Origin of the sequence: Mesorhizobium sp. B2-3-5 (assembly GCF_006442395.1) — a bacterium.
GTDB lineage: Bacteria > Pseudomonadota > Alphaproteobacteria > Rhizobiales > Rhizobiaceae > Mesorhizobium.
In genome coordinates this window covers 1-19,605 of sequence record NZ_VFVX01000037.1, presented here as the reverse complement: position 1 = coordinate 19,605, position 19,605 = coordinate 1, and the positions used below count along the sequence as shown (strand labels likewise).

20 protein-coding genes are annotated in these 19,605 nt (G+C 63.2%); 9 read left to right on the top strand and 11 right to left on the bottom strand.

Going from position 1 to position 19,605, the window contains the following annotated elements:
* Nucleotides 1-153 precede the first annotated feature (153 nt).
* From FJ958_RS27215 to FJ958_RS27200, 4 genes are all read left to right on the top strand, one after another.
* A complete protein-coding gene (locus tag FJ958_RS27215; RefSeq protein WP_140747816.1) occupies nucleotides 154-1,179 on the top strand; it encodes a sulfate ABC transporter substrate-binding protein in 1,026 nt (341 codons plus the stop codon).
* A 166-nt stretch (nucleotides 1,180-1,345) separates the two neighbouring features.
* Entirely contained in the window at nucleotides 1,346-2,197 is an 852-nt protein-coding gene (gene cysT, locus FJ958_RS27210) for a sulfate ABC transporter permease subunit CysT (RefSeq protein ID WP_140747813.1), read from the top strand.
* Nucleotides 2,190-3,074 carry a sulfate ABC transporter permease subunit CysW gene (cysW, locus tag FJ958_RS27205; RefSeq protein ID WP_140747810.1) on the top strand — a complete coding sequence of 295 codons (885 nt, stop codon included), beginning with the start codon at nucleotides 2,190-2,192 and terminating at the stop codon, nucleotides 3,072-3,074. Before cysT ends, cysW begins: the two co-directional genes overlap by 8 nt.
* 70 nt (nucleotides 3,075-3,144) lie before the next feature.
* Nucleotides 3,145-4,185 carry a sulfate/molybdate ABC transporter ATP-binding protein gene (locus tag FJ958_RS27200; RefSeq protein ID WP_140747807.1) on the top strand — a complete coding sequence of 347 codons (1,041 nt, stop codon included), beginning with the start codon at nucleotides 3,145-3,147 and terminating at the stop codon, nucleotides 4,183-4,185.
* On the opposite strand, the gene FJ958_RS27195 is transcribed toward FJ958_RS27200, so the two are convergent.
* Nucleotides 4,182-4,664, bottom strand: coding sequence for a GNAT family N-acetyltransferase (locus FJ958_RS27195; RefSeq protein WP_140747868.1), 483 nt, complete (start codon nucleotides 4,662-4,664; stop codon nucleotides 4,182-4,184). The two genes, FJ958_RS27200 and FJ958_RS27195, sit on opposite strands and share 4 nt — an antisense overlap.
* Entirely contained in the window at nucleotides 4,664-4,948 is a 285-nt protein-coding gene (locus tag FJ958_RS27190; RefSeq protein WP_140747804.1) for a DUF1778 domain-containing protein, read from the bottom strand. Before FJ958_RS27190 ends, FJ958_RS27195 begins: the two co-directional genes overlap by 1 nt.
* Nucleotides 4,949-5,196: 248 nt before the next feature.
* On the opposite strand from FJ958_RS27190, the gene FJ958_RS27185 reads away from it, so the two are divergent.
* The 3 genes from FJ958_RS27185 to FJ958_RS27175 all read left to right on the top strand — a co-directional run bounded on the left by FJ958_RS27185 (nucleotide 5,197) and on the right by FJ958_RS27175 (nucleotide 8,039).
* Nucleotides 5,197-6,183 carry a sulfate ABC transporter substrate-binding protein gene (locus FJ958_RS27185; protein ID WP_140747801.1) on the top strand — a complete coding sequence of 329 codons (987 nt, stop codon included), beginning with the start codon at nucleotides 5,197-5,199 and terminating at the stop codon, nucleotides 6,181-6,183.
* A gap of 254 nt (nucleotides 6,184-6,437) precedes the next feature.
* Nucleotides 6,438-6,887, top strand: coding sequence for an Rrf2 family transcriptional regulator (locus FJ958_RS27180; protein WP_023768256.1), 450 nt, complete (start codon nucleotides 6,438-6,440; stop codon nucleotides 6,885-6,887).
* A gap of 9 nt (nucleotides 6,888-6,896) precedes the next feature.
* Complete coding sequence (locus tag FJ958_RS27175; protein ID WP_140747798.1) at nucleotides 6,897-8,039, top strand: hypothetical protein; 1,143 nt, start codon at nucleotides 6,897-6,899, stop codon at nucleotides 8,037-8,039.
* On the opposite strand, the gene FJ958_RS27170 is transcribed toward FJ958_RS27175, so the two are convergent.
* The 7 genes from FJ958_RS27170 to FJ958_RS27140 all read right to left on the bottom strand — a co-directional run bounded on the left by FJ958_RS27170 (nucleotide 8,034) and on the right by FJ958_RS27140 (nucleotide 16,019).
* Entirely contained in the window at nucleotides 8,034-8,582 is a 549-nt protein-coding gene (locus FJ958_RS27170) for a gluconokinase (protein WP_140747795.1), read from the bottom strand. The two genes, FJ958_RS27175 and FJ958_RS27170, sit on opposite strands and share 6 nt — an antisense overlap.
* Before the next feature lie 2 nt (nucleotides 8,583-8,584).
* Nucleotides 8,585-9,571: an ABC transporter permease gene (locus tag FJ958_RS27165; RefSeq protein ID WP_140747792.1), complete on the bottom strand. Its 987-nt coding sequence runs from the start codon at nucleotides 9,569-9,571 to the stop codon at nucleotides 8,585-8,587.
* The gene (locus tag FJ958_RS27160) at nucleotides 9,568-10,548 is read right to left on the bottom strand and encodes an ABC transporter permease (RefSeq protein ID WP_140747789.1); all 981 of its coding nucleotides are present in this window, start codon (nucleotides 10,546-10,548) and stop codon (nucleotides 9,568-9,570) included. Before FJ958_RS27160 ends, FJ958_RS27165 begins: the two co-directional genes overlap by 4 nt.
* A complete protein-coding gene (locus FJ958_RS27155; protein ID WP_140747786.1) occupies nucleotides 10,545-12,092 on the bottom strand; it encodes a sugar ABC transporter ATP-binding protein in 1,548 nt (515 codons plus the stop codon). Before FJ958_RS27155 ends, FJ958_RS27160 begins: the two co-directional genes overlap by 4 nt.
* Nucleotides 12,093-12,170: 78 nt before the next feature.
* Complete coding sequence (locus FJ958_RS27150) at nucleotides 12,171-13,298, bottom strand: sugar ABC transporter substrate-binding protein (protein ID WP_140747783.1); 1,128 nt, start codon at nucleotides 13,296-13,298, stop codon at nucleotides 12,171-12,173.
* A gap of 298 nt (nucleotides 13,299-13,596) precedes the next feature.
* Nucleotides 13,597-14,631, bottom strand: coding sequence for a LacI family DNA-binding transcriptional regulator (locus FJ958_RS27145; protein WP_181176534.1), 1,035 nt, complete (start codon nucleotides 14,629-14,631; stop codon nucleotides 13,597-13,599).
* Nucleotides 14,632-14,789: 158 nt separating this feature from the next.
* Nucleotides 14,790-16,019 (bottom strand): MFS transporter, encoded by a 1,230-nt coding sequence (locus FJ958_RS27140; protein WP_140747780.1) that lies wholly within the window; start codon nucleotides 16,017-16,019, stop codon nucleotides 14,790-14,792.
* 174 nt (nucleotides 16,020-16,193) lie between these two features.
* Here FJ958_RS27140 and FJ958_RS27135 point away from each other — a divergent pair, with 174 nt between their 5' ends.
* On the top strand, nucleotides 16,194-16,484 hold the full coding sequence (locus FJ958_RS27135; protein WP_140747777.1) for a DUF3175 domain-containing protein: 291 nt from the start codon (nucleotides 16,194-16,196) through the stop codon (nucleotides 16,482-16,484).
* 14 nt (nucleotides 16,485-16,498) lie between these two features.
* Here the strand turns inward: FJ958_RS27135 and FJ958_RS27130 are convergent, their stop codons facing one another.
* The gene (locus FJ958_RS27130; protein ID WP_140747774.1) at nucleotides 16,499-17,275 is read right to left on the bottom strand and encodes a FadR/GntR family transcriptional regulator; all 777 of its coding nucleotides are present in this window, start codon (nucleotides 17,273-17,275) and stop codon (nucleotides 16,499-16,501) included.
* A gap of 102 nt (nucleotides 17,276-17,377) precedes the next feature.
* Nucleotides 17,378-18,274: an NAD(P)-dependent oxidoreductase gene (locus tag FJ958_RS27125; RefSeq protein WP_140747771.1), complete on the bottom strand. Its 897-nt coding sequence runs from the start codon at nucleotides 18,272-18,274 to the stop codon at nucleotides 17,378-17,380.
* Between the two features lie 118 nt (nucleotides 18,275-18,392).
* On the opposite strand from FJ958_RS27125, the gene FJ958_RS27120 reads away from it, so the two are divergent.
* Nucleotides 18,393-19,331 carry an NAD(P)-dependent oxidoreductase gene (locus FJ958_RS27120; protein ID WP_140747769.1) on the top strand — a complete coding sequence of 313 codons (939 nt, stop codon included), beginning with the start codon at nucleotides 18,393-18,395 and terminating at the stop codon, nucleotides 19,329-19,331.
* Nucleotides 19,332-19,605: the final 274 nt, after the last annotated feature.

The following is a 19,605-nucleotide window of genomic DNA, read 5'->3' as shown; positions in this document are numbered from 1 at the left end:
GCCGGCTTTGCGCAGGGCGGCAGCGAGGAAAATATTTCCCGACGTCGCCAAAGGTCGTCAAAGATTTTCTTCAGAAGGACAACAAAGGCAACAATAATTGCATCTAAATTCTACCAATTCCGTAGACTTGGCATGGGTTCAACGGAGGCAGAAATGACCAAACCTCATTTCATGAAACTGCTCGGCGCGCTGATCGCCACATCTGTCCAGTTCGGCACGCTCGGTTTCGCGTTTGCCGACACCACCATTCTCAACGTGTCCTACGATCCGACACGCGAGTTGTACAAAGCCTATGACGAGGCCTTCACGGCGCACTGGAAGGCCGAGACCGGCGAGACGGTGACCATCCAGCAGTCGCATGGCGGATCGGGCGCTCAGGCCCGTGCCGTGATCGATGGCCTCGACGCCGATGTGGTGACGCTGGCGCTCGAAGGCGACATAAACGCCATCGTCTCGAAGACACGGAAGATCAATCCAGACTGGCGTACGAAATTCGAAAACAATTCAGCGCCTTACACTTCGACCATCATCTTCCTGGTCCGCAAGGGCAATCCCAAGGGCATTCATGACTGGAGCGACCTCGTCAAGGACGGCGTCCAGGTGATCACGCCGAACCCCAAGACCTCCGGCGGCGCGCGCTGGAATTATCTGGCCGCCTGGGCCTACGCCAAAGCCAATGATGGCGGCGACGAAGCCAAGACCAAGGAATTCGTCGGCAAGCTCTACGCCAACGCCCCGGTGCTCGATACGGGCGCGCGCGGCTCGACGGTGACCTTCGCGCGGAAAGGGCTCGGCGATGTGCTGATCGCCTGGGAAAACGAGGCCTATCTGGCACTCGACGAGTTCGGCGCCAACAATTTCGACATCGTCTATCCGCCGACCTCGATCCTTGCCGAGCCGCCGGTTGCGGTGGTTGACGCCAATGTCGATGCCAAGGGCACGCGCAAGGTCGCCGAAGCCTATCTGGGCTGGCTCTACTCCAAGGAAGCGCAGACCATCATCGCCAAGAACCACTATCGTCCCGCCAAGCCCGATCTGGTGCCAGCCGAGGATCTCGCCAAGCTGCCGCCTATCAAGCTGGTGACCATCGACGACCCGCAGTTCGGCGGCTGGAAGAAGGCACAGCCTTACCATTTCGGCGACGGTGGTATATTCGACCAGATCTATAAGCCAAAATAAGGCCGCGATGGCGAGAGGGGAAGTCCGGCAGGCTCGCCTCTCTCAAGCGGTGAAAGTCTGGTCCGCAATCCGCCCGGTCCGCAATCCGCCCGGTCCGCAATCTGCCCGGTCCGCAATCTGCCCGGTCCGCAATCTGGTTGACTAAAAAGGGACGATCCAGAATTCCATGGCCACAGCACCCGCCCAGACGGGGTGGCGGTTCAAGCAGCCGAGCGTCATTCCGGGTTTCGGATTGACGCTCGGCTTCTCGCTTGCCTACCTCACCCTCATCATCCTCATTCCGCTATCCGGGCTGATCTGGCGCTCGGCCGCCCTTGGCTGGACCGAGTTCTGGGCGATCGCCACCGATCGCCGCACGATCAACGCGCTGGAAATCAGTTTCGGCACCGCCTTCGTCGCGGCTGCCGTCAATGTCGTCTTCGGCACGCTCGTCGCCTGGGTCCTGGTGCGCTACCGCTTTCCCGGCCGGCGCGTCGTCGATGCCATGGTCGACCTGCCCTTCGCGCTGCCGACGGCGGTCGCCGGCATCGCGCTGACCACCCTCTACGCGCCGAACGGCTGGGTCGGCCATCTGCTGGCGCCGCTTGGCATCAAGGTCGCCTACACACCATCAGGCATCATCATCGCGCTGGTCTTCATCGGCCTGCCCTTCGTCGTGCGCACCGTGCAGCCGATCATGGAGGAAATCGACGAGGAGGTAGAGGAAGCCGCCGCCACGCTTGGCGCCAACCGGTTCCAGATCATCATCCGTGTGCTGTTTCCAGGCCTGGCACCGGCCATCGTCACCGGCTTCGCGCTGGCCTTTGCCCGCGGCGTCGGCGAGTACGGCTCGGTCATCTTCATCGCCGGCAACTTGCCTTACAAATCCGAGATCGCGCCGCTGCTGATCGTCATCCGGCTCGAGGAGTACAACTACCCCGCGGCGACCGCGACCGCGGCGATCATGCTCGCGCTGTCCTTCATCATGCTTCTGGTCGTCAACCTGGTCCAGACATGGAGCCGCAAGCGCTATGGCTGATCCCGAGATCAAATCCTACGAGCCGCATCACGAGAGCAGGTCGGCGGCGGTGACCGAAAGCCGCCCGGCGCAGGCCGTGCTGATGGCCATCGCTTTCGCCTTCCTCGGCATCTTCCTACTCTTGCCGTTGGTCATCGTCTTCAAGGAAGCCTTCGCCAAGGGCATCGGTGCCTATACCGAAGCGCTCGGCAATGCCGACACGCGCTCAGCGATCCGGCTGACGCTGCTGGTGGCGGCGATCTCGGTGCCGCTCAACATCGTCTTCGGCATTTCCGCCGCCTGGGCGATCGCCAAGTTCGAGTTCAAGGGCAAGGCTTTCCTGACCACGCTGATCGACCTGCCCTTCTCGGTCTCGCCCGTTATCTCGGGCCTCGTCTATGTGCTGCTGTTCGGCGCCCAGGGGTTGCTTGGCGAGTGGCTGAAGGCACATGGCATCCAGATCTTGTTCGCCGTGCCCGGTATCGTGTTGGCCACCGTGTTCGTCACCTTCCCCTTCGTCGCCCGCGAACTGATCCCGTTGATGCAGGAACAGGGCAATGGCGACGAGGAGGCGGCCCTCTCGCTCGGCGCCAATGGCTGGCAGACCTTCTGGTATGTGACGCTGCCCAACGTCAAATGGGGGCTGCTCTACGGCGTGCTTTTGTGCAACGCCCGCGCAATGGGCGAATTCGGTGCGGTTTCGGTGGTGTCGGGCCATATCAGGGGCCTGACCAACACCATGCCGCTGCATGTCGAAATCCTCTACAACGAGTACAATGCCGTCGGCGCCTTCGCCGTCGCCTCGTTGCTTGCCGGGCTGGCGCTCGTCACGCTGGTGTTGAAAACATTGCTCGAGATGCGTTACGGCGCCGAACTCGCCGCGACGCGCGGACACTGACAAACGCATGCCGCCCAAAGCGGCTACCGGTTTGGGATAAAGGCATGCATCCACTACAAAGGGACTGTTGATGGAAGTTCGCGTTGCCAATGTGCGCAAGGAGTTCGAGCGTTTTCCGGCGCTCCACGAAGTGTCGCTCGACATCAAGTCCGGCGAGCTGATCGCGTTGCTTGGGCCATCGGGGTCTGGCAAGACGACCTTGCTGCGGCTCATCGCCGGGCTGGAGCGGCCGACGCGCGGAAAGATCTTCTTCGGCGACGAGGACGCCTCGCAGAAATCGATCCAGGATCGCAATGTCGGCTTCGTCTTCCAGCATTACGCGCTGTTTCGCCATATGACGGTGGCCGATAATATCGGTTTCGGCCTCAAGGTCCGGCACGGACCGACGCGCCCGCCGGCGGCGGAAATCCGCCGCCGTGCCTCCGAGCTTCTCGATCTCGTCCAGCTTTCAGGGTTGGAGAAACGCTATCCGGCGCAGCTCTCCGGCGGCCAGCGCCAGCGTGTCGCGTTGGCGCGCGCCATGGCGATCGAACCCAAGGTGCTGCTGCTCGACGAGCCGTTCGGCGCACTCGATGCGCAGGTGCGCCGCGAACTCCGCCGCTGGCTGCGCGAAATCCACGACCGCACCGGCCACACCACGGTCTTCGTCACCCATGACCAGGAAGAGGCGCTGGAGCTTGCCGATCGCGTCGTGGTGATGAGCCAGGGCCGCATCGAGCAGGTCGGCACCGCCGACGACATCTACGACACCCCAAACTCTCCCTTCGTCTACGGCTTCATCGGCGAATCGAGCTCGCTTCCGGTCAAGGTCGAGAATGGCGAGATCTGGCTCGCCGACCGTCCGATCGGGCTGTCGGCGCCGCATGCCCCTTCGGGCGATGCGACGCTGTACTTCCGCCCGCACGATGTCGAACTGCTGGACGGCTGCAGCGGCTGCATCGCCGGCACGGTGGCCGCTAGCCGCCGCGTCGCCGGCACGCGGCGGGTAGAGCTCGAGATCGGGGGCGAACGCCAGCGGGTGGAGATAGAGTTGCCCGTCGACCACCCGGCGGCGCAGAAAAGCCGGGTTGCTTTCAGGCCTGGACGCTGGAAGCTGTTTCCGGCGAGCTAGCTCGACGTGCCTTTCAAGGAAAGCACCAAGGTCATTGGATTTCTAGGGGAAGCCGCAAAGCCATGATATTCGTAGAAGGCTTTTGCCTCGTCCGATAGCGCATGAACGAAAATGCCACGAATCCCCAGGATCGCCGCGGCTTGACCGGCTCGCAGAACAGCATCTTGCAAGAGCGCCACACCTAGGCCTTTTCCTTGCCAACTGGCGTCGACGGCGAGACGTCCGAGTACGACCATTGGAATGGGATCTGGCATGTTGCGGCGAACGGCGCCCGGTGCTTCCGCCAGATCGAGCGCGCCCGAAGAGAGACAATAATAGCCAACGACGCGCGCTCCTTCCGCCACCACGTAAGTCCGTGATGCACCACTGATCTGATTGGCCCGCGCCCTGCGTCGAAGCCATTGATCGAGGCTTTCCGTCCCGCTCTGGAAAAGTTCAATGTCGTGGTGTTCGATCAGCGGCGTGGGCGCCGACAGCATCACCCCTGCCATGGCCTGCTTGCGTTCATAAGGCGTGCAAACCCTTCGCCGCTTGGCGGTTCGTCCAGGATGTCGAGATAGTGCTGGTAACTCTCCGCATCCACCTTGATCAATGTTTGATCGAGCAGCGTGTCCTCGGCGGCACGATAGGCGGCATCGATCATGAAGTCCGAGCGGGTTTTCCCACGTATTTTGGCGGCGCGGTCAATCACCACGCGTATATCCTCTCGGATGCGAAGATTGACAGGCTTGGCATGGGTCTCAGCTGTGCTTTTGGTCATGATGGCTCCTGCTCTCTACCGTAGCATGCCGCATACACAATGTGTATCTATTTCGTTGCTGAGCCGGTCTGGGAGGATCGGTTTCCGAAGCCCATTAAGCAAACGCCGTTTGAATGGAATCCTACGAACAGGTTATTTCAGAGAAGGTTTTTCCAAGCGCAGCCAATCTGTCTCGAGACCATGCCTCGCCCTACACTGTGCGACACGGCTATCTTCAAGCCATACACGCATTGCATCCGGAGTCTGTTTTCATGAAGCGATTTTTCCTCGGCATCGCAGCTTTTGCTGGTCTCGTCCTCGCATCCTCCCAAGCCTGGTCGGCCGACAAGCTGCTCAATGCTTCCTACGACGTCGGCCGCGAACTGTTCGTCCAGATCAACAAGGCCTTCATCGAGAAACATCCCAGCGTGACTATCGACCAGTCGCATGCCGGCACCTCGGCGCAGGCGCGCGCCATCGCCGAAGGCCTTGGCGCCGATGTCGTCACCTTCAACCAGGTCACCGACGTCGACTTCCTGGTCAAGAAGGGGCTCGTCTCCGCCGACTGGCAGAAGCATTTTCCCGACAACGCCTCGCCTTTCTATTCGCTGCCCTCTTTCCTGGTGCGCGCCGGCAATCCCAAACACATCAAGGACTGGAACGATCTGGTGCGCGACGACGTGCAGGTGATCTTCCCAAACCCGAAAACCTCGGGCAATGCGCGCTACACCTATCTGGCGGCGACCGCCTACGCCAAGGAAGCCTTCAAGGGCGACGACGCCAAGGTGAAGGAGTTCATCACCAAGCTGTTCAACAACGTGGCGATCTTCGATACTGGCGGGCGCGCCGCGACCACCACCTTCGTGCAGCGCGAGATCGGCGACGTGCTGATCACGTTCGAGTCCGAAACGCGCGGCATCCGCAAGGAATATGGCAACGACAAGTTCGAGCAGGTCACGCCCTCGGTCAGCCTTTTGGCGGAGTTCCCGGTGGCGATCGTCGACAAGGTCGCCGACGAGCACGGCACGCGTGATCTGGCCAAGACCTATCTCGACTTCCTTTACACGCCAGAGGGTCAGGATATAGCCGCCGAAAATGGCCTGAGGGCCCGCGACTCCGCCGTCGCCGCCAAATACAAGGCCGATTTCCCCGATGTTCGGCTGCTGACGGTGGAAGATGTCTTCGGCGGCTGGGACAAGATCCAGAAAGAGCATTTCGCCGCCGGCGGCCTGCTCGACCAGGCCTATGGCAGCCGCTGAGAGCCGCGGCACCGAGACGCGATGAGAGAGCCGGCGCTTTGCCGGCTTTTTCGTTTATGTGCCGGCAACCGGTTCCGGCCGGGACTCTGCCGGGGCAGTGCAAAACGTTACAAAGAATCAACGCGTTTGCGCCTAACGTGCCATCCGGCGGCTTGTTGTCGCGAAACGGCAGCGCGCGGGAAAAGCGTCATCATTTACACACAAACAGCCGCCAGATGCGGGGTGGTTGGGGTTTTTAGCGGGTTGACTTGGGCATGCTGACGAAAAAAGGCAAATACGGCCTCAAGGCCCTCGTGCATCTTTCCAGCCTTCCGGTTGGCCAATTGGCCTTCGTCAACGACATTGCCGTCGCCAACAACATCCCGAAGAAATTCCTCGACGCCATCCTGGGCGAATTGCGCAATGCCGGCTTCGTCCAAAGCCGCAAGGGCAAGGAAGGCGGCTATCGCCTCGCCCGCCCCGCCTCCGAGATCAAGATCGGCCACGTCGTACGCGTGCTCGACGGGCCGCTGGCGCCGATCCCTTGCGCCAGCCGCACGCAATATCAGCGCTGCGAGGACTGCGACGAGGCCACCTGCCAAGTCCGGCACATGATGCTGGAAGTGCGCCAGGCAATCGCCGAGGTGCTGGACAATCGCAGCCTCGCCGCCATGCGCGATGCCGACAATGATGATTTTCCGGTCGAGTTGACATCCCAGATCTAGAGCCGGTGGATGAGGCTGCCGAGGTTCACGAAATCCCGAAAAGCCGCCCGCAAGCAGCCATCGGCTGCCGGCTTTCGCACCGAAATCATCGCCGACATCTTTGTCCCGGAATATGCCGAGCATGTGCGCTTCTTCAGCCGCAAGCTGGTTCATCCCGGCAGGCTGCGCCGCTTTTCCAACCGGGATTTTCGCGAAAGCCTGCTTGCCGTCTTCTATCTGGCGGTCGCGGCGATGCTGCCGGTGCGCTGGTGGGCGCCGATCTGCGACCGGGCGTCCCGGCTTCGCCTGAAGCGCCATATGCGCAAGGACTTTTCCGGTTATGCCGGCGCCGTGCGCGCCGTGCTTGGCGACGGCATCGACGCGCGCAAGCTGTTCGAGGCCTTGCTCGCCGCGCACCATCGCCGCCGCTTGCAGCTTGCCGCGCATCTGGCTGCCAGACGCTGGTCACCTGTGATCCGGTTGGAAGGGCTCGACGGACTGCAGGCCGCCCTGCGGCGCGGCCACGGCGCCATCCTCTGGTGTGATCAGTTCACCGCCCAGACCATCATCGGCAAGCGCGCCTTGCATGAGGCCGGCATCGAAGCGCATCAGGTGAGCGTCAACACGCATGGCGTGTCGGAAACGCCTTTCGGCATGCGCTTTCTCAACCCGGCGATGGTCCGTGTCGAAAACCGGTTCCTGAAAAGCCGGATCGTCTTCGATCGCGACGACGCCTATCAGGTCACGATCCGCATCCAGAAGATCCTGAGGCAGAACGGCGTTGTGCTGATGACCAACACCATCCATGCCGGCTCGACCTTTACCGAGGCCGCCATGGGCGAGAGCGGCTGGACGCACCTGGCCTCGGCACCGGCGAATTTCGCCGCCAGAAGCAAGACGGCGCTGTTTGCCATGTCGACTTTCGAGGCGGTTCCCTTCCGCGACTACCGCGCCGCGATCAGCCCCGAACTGCTGCCGGCGACATCGGCGACAGACCCAGCCAGGGACGGAGCGAAGAACCTTGCCTTGCAGGCGCATTACATCCTGCTGAAGCGCGACTGTCTGCTGCAGGCCCTGAAACATTGCCCCGAGCAGATGATGTCCTGGTCCGGGCGCCGGCGGCTGACAGAGGCGGCTCCAAGTGTCGGCATCGGCGCCGAAGAAGCCTCATGACCGGCGTATCGAACGGACCGCGTCGGTGACGAGTTCGTCAACCGGGCGCGTCGCGTCGAGCGTCAATGCGCCTTCTTCCGCTCCAGGCGGTTCGAGGATGGCGAACTGGCTGTCGACGAGGCTCGCCGGCATGAAATGCCCCTTGCGGTTGCCGACGCGCCGCTTGGCCGTGGCGGCATCGATCTCCAGATAGAGGAAGACGATGTCAGGGCAAAAGCGGCGCAGGCGTGCGCGATAACTCCGCTTCAGCGCCGAGCAGGCGGCGACCACGCCTTGCCCCTTGCCAACCGACGCCGCGATGCGCTCGCCGATCGCATCGAGCCAGCCTTCGCGCAGCTGGTCGGTGAGCGGCTCGCCACGTGCCATGCGGGCGACATTCTCAGGCGGGTGCAGTCTGTCGCCTTCGATGAAGGCCGCACCCAGCGCCGCGGCCAGCGTGGCGCCGACGGCCGACTTGCCGCAGCCGGCGACGCCCATCACCACGATGGCCGGAGGCGCCGAGCCGGGAGCGCCCGCCGGCGCCTGCGCTGCCCTTTCGTTCACTGTCAGCGGCTTGCCGGCGCGCGGCCATAAAGCAAGAGCATGGCCACGATGACGACGCCATAGATGATCTGCCGTCCCGCTTCCGGCATCTGCATGACCGACAGGATGGATTGCAGCAGCGTGATCAGGATGACGCCGGCGACGGTGCCGAGATAGGAGCCGCGCCCGCCCAGGATCGAGGTGCCGCCCAGCACGACGGCGGCGATCGAAGGCAGCAGGTAGGCGTCGCCCATCGATTGTGCCGCCTTGGACGCGTAGCCGGCCAGGAGCACGCCACCGAAGGCGGAGAGCCCGCCGGAGACGGCAAAGGCGATCATCACCACGCGCCGCGTATCGACGCCGGAGAGATAGGCCGCGCGCTCGCGGTTTCCGATGCCATAGACCGTGCGGCCGAAGCCGGTGCGGGTCAGCACGAACACCATCGCCGCACCGATCAGCGCCCAGATGATGACCGCGTTGGGGACGCCGGGAATGGTAAAGCCTGTCGCAAGATATCGCATGGCGCCCGTGGCCGAATCCTGTGGCGAGAACCCCCCCGTGTAGACGACCATCAGCCCTTGCGCGACGGCGTTTGTGGCGAGCGTGATGATCATCGAGGGGATGCGCAGATAGGCGACGCCGATGCCATTGACGATGCCGATCAGCACGCCGCAGAAGATGCCGAACGGGATGGCCAGCGCCACGCCGGCCGGACCGTAGGCCGCGGCCGCGCAAGCCATCATCGCTCCCGCCGCAACCGACCATGGCACCGACAGGTCGATCTGGCCAAGCAGGATGACCAGCATCATGCCGGTCGCGATGACGCCGAGAAATGCGGCCACCTTGAGCTGCTGCAAAAGATACTCAGGCGACAGGAAGCTGCGCGAATAGAGGCTGCCGAGGAGCAGCAGCACCACGATGCAGGCAAAGGCCGTCAGCACCGCCGGATCGGCGCGACGAATGAATTTCGGCATGCGGCCGGCAATGCCGCCAAGCGTCGTTTCGCTCACAGGAACCACTCCAGCCGGTTGCGGACCCGAAACAGGGCGAAGGCGCCGAGGCTGACGGCGACCAGCAGGATAATGCCCTGGAACAAGGGCTGCCAGAGCGGATCGAAATCAAACACGAACAACAGGTCGCCGATGGTGCGGAAGGCAAGCGCGCCGAAAATCGCCCCTATGGCACTGCCCTTGCCGCCGAACAACGAGACGCCGCCCAGCACCACGGCGGCGATCGAGAACAACGTGTAGGCGTTGCCGCTGGCATAAGCCGCCTCGCCCGTATAGGTGAAGAAGGTCAGGAACAGCCCACCGATCGAGGCCAGCAGCCCGGCCAGCGCGTAGGCGGCGAACTTGCCGCGACGGATCGGCACGCCGGACATATAGGCCGCCGTCTCCGACGACCCCGCCGCATAGGCCGCGCGGCCAAGCACCGAGCGACTGAACGGCACCCAGATCACCAGCACGACGGCGAGCAGCACGACAAGGCTCGCCGGCACCACGCCGAACACGCGGCCGGTCAGCGCATCGGCCAGGTCCTCATTGACCGAACCGCCCGGAAACGGCCGCAGCAGAAGGCCTATGCCGTAATAGACCGCGCCTGTGGCGATGGTGGCGACGATCGGCTGCAGCCGTCCGTAGATGACGACGGCGCCGTTGATGGCGCCGCACAGAAGGCCGACCGCCAGCACGGCAAGCACGCCAAGCGCCGTCTGGATCGGAGTGCCCACCACAAGCCAGGAGGCCAGGCAGTTGGTGAGGAGGAAAATCATGCCGACGGACAGGTCGATGCCGGCGGTGATCACCACCAGTGTCTGCGCCATGGCGACGAAGGCAAGCAGCACGCCCTTGTTCGCCGCCGTCTGCACCACATTGGCGGTGAAGCCGGCTGGATGGTTCGAGGTGTAGATGACGAACATGACGATGAAGATGCCGAGCGCGAGCAACGTTCCGCGCTGCTCGGCCAGCCAATAGCGCCAGTCCTTCACGCGTCCGCTCCCAGGCCCACCGGGCTCTCCTCGCCATGGATGTTGAGCGCGCTTGCTATCAGCGCCCGCTCGGTGATCTCGGCGCCGACCAGTTCGCGCTTGATCGCCCCATCGTAAAGCACCAGCACCCGGTCGCAGCAGCCGATCAGCTCGTCATAGTCGGTCGAATAGAACAGGATCGCCGCCCCGGCATCCGCCAGCTTGCGCATCAGCTGATAGATCTCCTGTTTGGTGCCGACATCGATGCCGCGCGTCGGATCGTTGAGCAGGATGATGCGCGGCTGGCGCATCAGCCATTTGGCGATGACCACCTTCTGCTGGTTGCCGCCCGACAGCGCGCCGACCGGAATGTCGAGACCGGCGGTTTTGATCGCCAGAAGGCCAACCATATCGTCGATCAGCCGCTGTTCGGCGGCGCGGTCGATGATGCCGCCCTTCGACAGCCGGTCGAGCGAGGCGAAAGACAGGTTCTCGCGCACCGTCATCGGCAGCATCAGGCCTTCGGTCTTGCGGTCTTCAGGGATGAGCGCCATGCCGATGCCGTCCTGCCTCGCGGCTGCGGGACTGCTGATCGCCACGGGCTTGCCGTCGACCAGGATTTGGCCGGAAAGACCACGCAGCACGCCAAATAAGGCGAGCAGCAATTCGCGCTGGCCCTGGCCGTCGAGCCCGCCAAGCCCGACCACCTCTCCCGCCCTGACGCGCAGCGAAATATTGTCCAGCCGGTCCGTCCAACTGAGCTTGCGCGCCTCAAGCCTAGGGGCGACGCTGGCCGGAGCCGCCGGCAGCTTGGGCGGGAAGATGTGGCTGTATTCGCGGCCGATCATCAGCTCGACCACCTCATTGTCGCTCTTCGAGCCGGCCTTGTAGCTGGCGACGTTACGGCCATTGCGGAACACCGTGCACTGGTCGGCGAGTTCGGCGATCTCGTTCATGCGATGCGAGATATAGAGCAGCGCCAGCCCTTCCGAACGCAGCCGCTTCAGGACACCGAATATCTTCGAGACATCCCCGGCTGTCAGCGCCGAGGTCGCTTCGTCAAGGATCAGGATGCGCGGCTTCCTGGCCAGCGCCTTGGCGATCTCGACCATCTGCCGGCGTGACAGCGGCAGGTCCTTGACCAACGCCTGCGGATGGATGTCGGCCGCGCCCGCCCGCGCCAGCGCGACTTCCGCAATGCGGCGCTGGGCCTTGCGGTCGATCATGCCGAAGCGCTTGGGCGGGTCGGAGATGACGATATTGTCGGCGACGCTGAGCTCAGGGATGAGCGAGAGCTCCTGGAAGATGCAGACGATGCCGGCCTGGTTTGCCGCCGCCGGCGAGGCGAAGGTCACCTCACGTCCATCCAACAGCATGCGGCCCTCGTCGGGGGCCACGACGCCGGCCACGACCTTGATCAGCGTCGACTTGCCGGCACCGTTTTCACCGAGGATGGCATGGATGCTGCCGATGGAAACCGACAGATCAGCCTTCTCCAGCGCCCGTACGCCACCATAGCGTTTGGATACGTCTTCCACGCGCAAGAGCGGAACCGCGCTGTCCATCAGCCCTCCCAGGCTATTTCCGATTGACGCATGCGGCCGATGCCGCGGGTTTGCCCCCCGCGCCACCGGCCTGTCCGACTACTTGTTCTCCTTGGTCTGGCCCATGATTTCCTGGGCTGTGAAATTGATGCCGCAGGTGGGGAAGGAATTGCCGACGAAGAAATTGTCGGACTGGTCGGGGAAGAAATCCTGGCCGGCCTTGAAGTTGGGATCCTCGACGATCGCCAACGGCAGCTTGACCGACTGGGGCACGACATTGCCTTCAAGGGCAGCTATCGCCGTTTTGATGGCGACGGCGACCTGGGCTGGTCCAGTTCCGGCTGACGAGCATTTGAGCCCATCCGCCGCATGCGCGGCGCAGAACTTGCGGAAGCCGTTCTCCGTTTCGCCGCCGAATGGCACGAATGGATGCTTGGCGTCCATCATCGCCTGTACGATGCCGGTGTCGCCGCCCTGGCCGGTGATGCCGTCGAACGGACCGTTGGTGGCGATCGCGTCGGCGGTCGCCTTCTGAGCCACACTGTCGTCCCATTTGCCGACGACCTCTGTGACGGCCCATTTCTTGCCGGAACCGTCCAGCACCTCGTGGATGCCGGCATGACGGTCCGTGTCCACGGAAGTGCCGGCCACGCCGCGCACTTCGAGCACCTTGCCGCCATTGGGAACATGCGAGACCAGCCACTTGCCCCACAATTGGCCAAGGCCCTTCTGGTCGACATTGACGTTGATGGCCTCCTTGGTGTCGAGGATGTTGTCAAAGGCGACGAGCACGACCCCCGCTTCCTTGGCGCGCTTGATGACTGGCCCGAAGGCCGTCGGATTCTGCGCGTTGACGACGATCGCGTCAAAGCCGGAATCGATGAAGTTGTTGATCGCGGATATCTGCGCCGGAACATCCTCGCCGGTCGACACAACCTTGAATTCCTTCAGCTTCTTGGCGACGTCCGGCTGTGCGGCATAGGCTTTGGCGGTCTGTACCATCTGGATACGCCAGGTGTTGGCGATATAGCCGTTTGCAAGTGCAATCCGGTATGGGCCGGGCTTCTTGGGGAACTTGAAGAATTGCGTATCGGTTGCCCATGGGGCGAAGCAGTCCGGCTCGGCTGCTGGTCCCTTGACGATTTCTGGGCCTGCGGCCATCGCCGCCGAGCTCAACATGACGAATGCAGTGGCGGCAACGATGCCACCGACGAGTGACTTGATCATTGATATTCCTCCCAGTTGCAGTTCTGATTTGTTTGTTTGGCTGCGATACGATGACGCGTTCCCAAGCACCTCCTGCCCCGGCCCGCTCGCATGTCAGGTGGCCGGCGCCGACCTGATCGCCCCTGTGGGCCCTGCCGCTCTTTTGAGCGGCAACGAAACTATCATATTATCAATAATAAACAAGGATCATCTGTCGCTTATATATAATAAACAGCACACTCGACTTCAGGCCGCCGACGAATGGTAGCGCTACCAAGAAGGGCTGTAAAGTGTTATATCAGCAGGTTCTAAAATGTTTTCAGCGTGCCGTGCTCTCGCGCCGTTGCAGTTCGAAGCCGAGGTCGACGATCCGCTCCCGCGGCCTGTCACCGGCGATCGCCGTCAGCGCCATGGCGACCGCGCGCCTGCCGATTTCATAACGATGTGTGCGGACGCTGGTGATCGAAGGAAAGGCCACCTGCATCATGTCAAGATCATTGAAGCCGACGATGCCGATTGTGTTCGGCACTCCGATCGCGGCGCGGTGGCATTCGAACAGCACCCCGAGTGCGATGTCGTCATTGTTGCAGAAGACGCCGTCGAGCGTCGGCATCTTGGCCAGGGCATCGCGAAACAGGTCGCGGCCAAGCGATACGCTGGACGGCACCGGCGTGGTCGTTACCAGACGCGGATTGAACAGGCCGGCCTTCTCCATCGCCGCGCGGTAGCCGGCCAGACGCCGCTGCGAGCGCGGATCCATGCGCGCGCCGATGAAGCCGATGCGGCGATACCCCACTTCGATCAGATGTTCGGTCGCCCTCCTGCCGCCATCGAGATGCGAGAAACCAACCATCATGTCGATCGGATCGGGCCCGGTCTCCATGACCTGCACCACCGGGCAACCGGCATTCTCCAGGAGCTTTCGCGAGCTCGGCGTCTGGTCGATGCCGGCCACGATCAGCGCCGCGGGCCGCTGGGAGCCGAACACCTGCAGCAGCCGCTCTTCCTCCAGCCCCGAATAATGCGTGTTGCCGAGCTGTATCCGGAACGGGCTGTCCGACAGGCTGTCATAGATGCCGCGCACCACCTCGGCGAAGACATTGTTGGTAAGCGACGGCACCAGCACGCCGAACACCTCGGCACGCGCCGAGGCCAGGGCCCGCGCATTGGGATCCGGCACATAGCCGAGTTCGTCGACAGCGGCCTGGATCTGGCGGCGTAAATCTTGGCTGACCCGTTCCGGCTCGCGCAGTGCGCGCGACACGGTGATGGCGCCGACGCCGGCCTTGCGCGCGACGTCCGCTATGGTTGGGCGGCCGCCTCCGCGGCGCGAGCGCGGCTTGATCAAGGCCATGGCCCGTGCGCATGGCCGCCGAAGCGCGGCTGCAATACGATCATTCCAGCTGTCGTCATCTCACCGGCCTGCTGCCGCGCCCCTCGGCCTCTGGCGTCGCGCAGTGACTGGCCATTGTCAAGCCGAGGGTGATCGAGGGCCACGCCCCGTCCCTTGCCTCAGACTGCTGCGGCGGTCCTGTGCTTTGCCTTCCAGAGCACCAGCACCATGGCCAGTATGTTGAGCAGGTTCCAGGCGATGCCGTTCAGGAATGCGGCGGCGTAGGAGCCGGTCAGGTCGTAAATCCAGCCCGACATCCAACCGCCGATCGCCATGCCGAAGATGGTTGCCATCATGACGATGCCGATGCGCTGGCCGGCTTCCCTGGCGGGCATGTACTCGCGCACGATGATTGCGTAGCAAGGCACGATGCCGCCCTGCGACAGGCCGAAGACCAGCGACACGACATAGAGCGAGGCGAGCCCGTCGAACGGGATGTAGAAGAACAGCGACAGGCACTGCAGCACCGAGCCTATGAGCAGCGTCTTCACGCCGCCGATCCGGTCGGCGACAAAGCCCGAGGCAAGCCGGCTGACGACGCCCGCCGCCATCATGATCGACAGCATGTCGGCGCCGTGCGCCACGCCGTAGCCGAGATCCATGCAATAGGCGACGATATGCACCTGCGGCATCGACATCGCCACGCAGCAGCCCAGGCCGGCGACGACCAGCAGCACCTGCAGCGTCGCGGGCGACAAGGAGATCGGCTGCACCAGCCGGCTTCCTGGCGAACCGGCGGCCGCCGCCTCCGGAGCGCCGCGCCGCAGCATCAGCACCAGCGGCACCATGGTCACCAGGCAGACGATACCGATCGCCGCATAGGTGAAACGCCAGCCTTCCGCCTTCATCAGCGTGGGCATGATGGTCGGCCAGATCGTCCCGGCAAGATAGTTGCCGGCCGCGGCCGCGGTCACCGCGACACCGCGCCGACGGTTGAACCAGTGCGAGATGTCGGCAATCAGCGGGCCGAAGATCGCCGACGTACCGACACCGATCAGCAACCCCTGGGCAAGGGTGAATTGCAGGATCGATGTCGACAGCGCCGCGAGCAGGAAGCCGGCGGCGAGCGCGACAGACGAGAGCAGTGCCGGCATCCAGTAGCCCATGCGGTCGATGGCCCGACCGACCAGCACGTTGCCGGCGGCGAAGCCGACCATGGTCGCGGTGTAGGGCATGGATGCCGCGGCGCGGTCGATGCCGAACTCGGCCTGCACGGCGGGCAGCACCACGACAACGGCCCACATGCCGACGCCGCCGATCGTCGCCAGCAGCATCGAGATGGCGAGCCGCATCCAGGCATAGGAGCTGTCGATACCGGGGGGCGGCCGGCTCAAGTCGGTTCGGGTCAAGGCGTTTCCTGTCGGCGATCTCGAAATCGGCTGCCGTTACCGCCACTATCGGCGCATTCTGGGCCTACAGCAGCGCCACGGCGGGCAAATCGGTGGCTCCAGAGCAGGCGGGACGCGGGAACCGACGCCAGTCCATGGAGTTTTGCGACCAGCAACCTGCAAAGGAGCCCCGTCATGACCGCAACCAAGAAGAAATGGTCGGCCGAAGTGACCGAGCACAGCGACGCGATGGATATCGAGGATCATATCTTCGAATCCGACGATGCCAAGAAAATCGCCACATCGCTCAAGCGCTCGGCCGAACACAGTCATCGCCGCAAGGCCGAACCATTCCAGTCCGCCATGTCGATGCTGAATTTCTACATCAACCGCGCCGGCAAGAACCTGCCCGCCGCACGCAGACAAGTGCTCGAGCGCGCCAAGGACGAACTGCGCGTGGCCTTCGGCCGCGAAAAAGAGGATTAGCAGTCAGCTCGGGCTTAGCGTGATTTGATCACGTGGTCGGTGTTGGCGAGCAGTTTCCGCACCGCGGCGCGCGCCGCGTCCGGCCGCTGCAGGCGGATGTTCTTCTCGATCGCCTCATGCAGTTTCTGCGCGTAGTTCAGGTCGTCCACCGCCCGCGTCGTATAGGTGAAGAGATGGTCGAAGGCGGATTCGATCAGCACGCCGAGCGGCACCAAAAGGTCGTTGCCGGAGGCCCGCAGAATGGCGAGGTGGAATCGCGTGTCGGCACGCGTGCGCTCCTGCAGGCTGGCCGCCTCCCCCATCTCGCGGCAGGCCTGGCTGATCTCGACCATCTGCTCGTCGGTCCGCCGCATGGCGGCGAATGCCGTCGCTTCCGGCTCGATGATGTGGCGGAACTCCTGTACCGTCTTGAGGAAGACTTCCCGATCCGGCGAGGTCGCGTACCAGGCGAGCACGTCGCGATCGAGCAGGTTCCAGCGCTCCTTGGGCTCGACCCAACTGCCGATCTTGGGGCGTGAGGCAAGCAGGCTTTTGGCCATCAGCATCTTGATCGCCTCGCGCACCGCCGAGCGGCTGACGTTGAAAGTCTCCGACCACTTCGCTTCATTGGGCAGGATGGTGCCGGGCGGATAGTCGCCGCGCACGATCCTCAGGCCAATTTCGCTCGCCAGCGACGTGTGCACGCTGGCGCCAGGAATACGCGGCGCGTCGGGCCGGCGAACACCGGAGGACCGTTCGGCGGCTGTCGCCCTTTTTGGCGATTTTTCCTTGTTCGGCTTTGCGTCCCGCATACACTTCAGAAAGGCCGGTTTGCGAAAGCTGTCAAGCACCCCCGGGCGGTTGGGCCGCAAAGCCCGCCGCTATGCACAGCCCAGCCCGGTTTGCTCGCTCGCTCAGGCCGTTTTGACATACTTGCGCCAGCTGTGCTCCGGGCGGAAGCCGAGCATGTCGCGGGCCTTGCGGTTCGACAGCAGCGTCTCGTATTCGCCTAACTCGCCCTTGACCGGCACGCCGGGATAAAAGCGCTCCAGCAGCTCCGCCGTCGGCAGGTCCGACGAGGTGTCGTCATTGGCGGCGTTGAACACCTGGTAGCCGAGCCCATCCTTCTCGATGGCGCGCAGCGTGATCTGGCCAAGGTCGCGCGCATCGACATAGCTCCAGGCAATGCGCTTGCGGAAACCCGGATCGGCGAACCATTTCGGGAACAACTGGTATTCATGCGGTTCGATGACATTGCCGATGCGCAAGGCATAGATGTCGATGCCGCTGCGCAGCGCGAAGGCACGCGCCGTCTTCTCGTTGACGACCTTGGACAGCGCGTAGCTGTCCATCGGGTCGACGTCATACTCCTCGTCGAGCGGGAAATGCGTGGGGTTGCGCGGCTCGTTGGCGAAAACGAGCCCGTAGGTCGTCTCTGAAGAGGCGATGATGACCTTGCGGATGCCAAGTTTCACCGCGGCTTCGATGACGTTATAGGTGCCCATCGCGTTGATGCGGAACACCTCATTGTCGGGCGTGATCATGATGCGCGGGATGGCGGCGAAGTGCACCACCGCGTCGACCGGCTGGGGACGCAGCGACGGATCGAATTCATGCAGGCCCATATAGCTCGACAGCGCGTTGAATACCTGCCCGCTGTCGGTGATGTCGGTGATCAGCGTGCGGACCTTGGGATTGTCGAGCGGCCTGGTGTCGATGTTGAGCACCTGGCAACCCTGCTCGACAAGATATTGCACGACATGGCGCCCAGCCTTGCCGCTGCCGCCGGTGAACATGATGCGCTTCGTCATTCTGGTCTCCTCGCAGGCTCTGGAATTCCCGTCTATTGTCAGACAATATTGCATTTCGCAACCACTCAAGGCTAAAACGACAGCGCAATTATCGATAATCCCCGACAGGACGGATGACATGAACACCACCGCCGCGCGCGAAAAGATCGGCTTCATCGGCCTTGGCCTGATGGGACACGGCATCGCCAAGAACATCGTCGACAAGGGCTATCCCCTGACATTCCTTGGCCGCAAGAACCGCAAGCCGGCGGAAGACCTTCTGGGCCGGGGTGCCCAGGAAGCGACGTCGTCGCGCGACGTCGCGGCGGCATCCGATATCGTCTTCATCTGCGTCACCGGTTCGCGCGAAGTGGAAGCCATCATCCGCGGCCCCGGCGGCCTCAAGGAAGGCTTGAAGAAAGGCTCGATCGTCATTGATTGCTCGACCTCGGACCCGGTCTCCACCGTGGCCCTTGCGGCCGAACTCAAGGCGCTTGGTATCGACTATGTCGACGCGCCGTTGAGCCGCACGCCGAAGGAAGCCTGGGAAGGCACTCTCGACGCCATGGTCGGCGCGCCCGACGCCGTCTTTGCCAGGGTGAAGCCGGTGATCGAAACCTGGGCTGGCCGCATCGTCCATATCGGCGACACCGGCGATGGCCACCGCATGAAGCTGCTCAACAATTTCATCTCGCTCGGCTACGCCGCCATCTATTCCGAGGCCTTGGCGCTGGCTGAAAAGGTCGGCATCTCGCCACCGCGCTTCGACAGCGTCATCCGCAACGGCCGCATGGACTGCCCCTTCTACCAGACCTTCATGCGCTGGACGCTGGAGGGCGACCGCGACGCCCATAAATTCACCATCGCCAACGCCTTCAAGGACCTGACCTATCTGGAGTCCATGGCGGGCGCGGCCGGCATCGCCAACCCGCTCGGCAACGCCACCAAGAATTCCTTCGCCGGCGCTCACGCCACCGGCCCGACCGAGCAGTTCGTGCCGATGCTGGCGACCCATATCGGCAAGATCAACGGCGTCGACCTGATGCCGACGAAGGATGGCAAGAAACAGACGATTTGAGGCGGGCCTGGCAGGCTGTTTTCCATCAATGTTGGCGCCGCCCCTCATCGCCCTGCCGGGCACTTCTCCCCGTATAGTGACGGGGAGAAGGACACCCGCTGCCGATGATTTCGCAAATCACAAACTTTGCAGGAAATGAGCCACGTTGCGGACAGCCCCCTCTCCCCGTCGCTATACGGGGAGAGCGACTGTCTTGTATTTCAAGCGGGTTGCCATGGTTTTTGGTCCCTGATCATGGCGTTGAGGATTGTGAGCAGTTTTCGCATTGTAGCGG

Excerpts from the sequence above, each read along its gene's own strand:
- FJ958_RS27215 (WP_140747816.1), top strand. The coding sequence starts at position 154 with ATGACCAAACCTCATTTCATGAAACTGCTCGGCGCGCTGATCGCCACA.
- cysT (WP_140747813.1), top strand. The coding sequence starts at position 1,346 with ATGGCCACAGCACCCGCCCAGACGGGGTGGCGGTTCAAGCAGCCGAGC.
- cysW (WP_140747810.1), top strand. The coding sequence starts at position 2,190 with ATGGCTGATCCCGAGATCAAATCCTACGAGCCGCATCACGAGAGCAGG.
- FJ958_RS27200 (WP_140747807.1), top strand. The coding sequence starts at position 3,145 with ATGGAAGTTCGCGTTGCCAATGTGCGCAAGGAGTTCGAGCGTTTTCCG.
- FJ958_RS27195 (WP_140747868.1), bottom strand. The coding sequence starts at position 4,664 with ATGCTGTCGGCGCCCACGCCGCTGATCGAACACCACGACATTGAACTT.
- FJ958_RS27185 (WP_140747801.1), top strand. The coding sequence starts at position 5,197 with ATGAAGCGATTTTTCCTCGGCATCGCAGCTTTTGCTGGTCTCGTCCTC.
- FJ958_RS27180 (WP_023768256.1), top strand. The coding sequence starts at position 6,438 with ATGCTGACGAAAAAAGGCAAATACGGCCTCAAGGCCCTCGTGCATCTT.
- FJ958_RS27175 (WP_140747798.1), top strand. The coding sequence starts at position 6,897 with ATGAGGCTGCCGAGGTTCACGAAATCCCGAAAAGCCGCCCGCAAGCAG.
- FJ958_RS27155 (WP_140747786.1), bottom strand. The coding sequence starts at position 12,092 with ATGGACAGCGCGGTTCCGCTCTTGCGCGTGGAAGACGTATCCAAACGC.
- FJ958_RS27150 (WP_140747783.1), bottom strand. The coding sequence starts at position 13,298 with ATGATCAAGTCACTCGTCGGTGGCATCGTTGCCGCCACTGCATTCGTC.
- FJ958_RS27145 (WP_181176534.1), bottom strand. The coding sequence starts at position 14,631 with ATGGCCTTGATCAAGCCGCGCTCGCGCCGCGGAGGCGGCCGCCCAACC.
- FJ958_RS27135 (WP_140747777.1), top strand. The coding sequence starts at position 16,194 with ATGACCGCAACCAAGAAGAAATGGTCGGCCGAAGTGACCGAGCACAGC.
- FJ958_RS27130 (WP_140747774.1), bottom strand. The coding sequence starts at position 17,275 with ATGCGGGACGCAAAGCCGAACAAGGAAAAATCGCCAAAAAGGGCGACA.
- FJ958_RS27125 (WP_140747771.1), bottom strand. The coding sequence starts at position 18,274 with ATGACGAAGCGCATCATGTTCACCGGCGGCAGCGGCAAGGCTGGGCGC.
- FJ958_RS27120 (WP_140747769.1), top strand. The coding sequence starts at position 18,393 with ATGAACACCACCGCCGCGCGCGAAAAGATCGGCTTCATCGGCCTTGGC.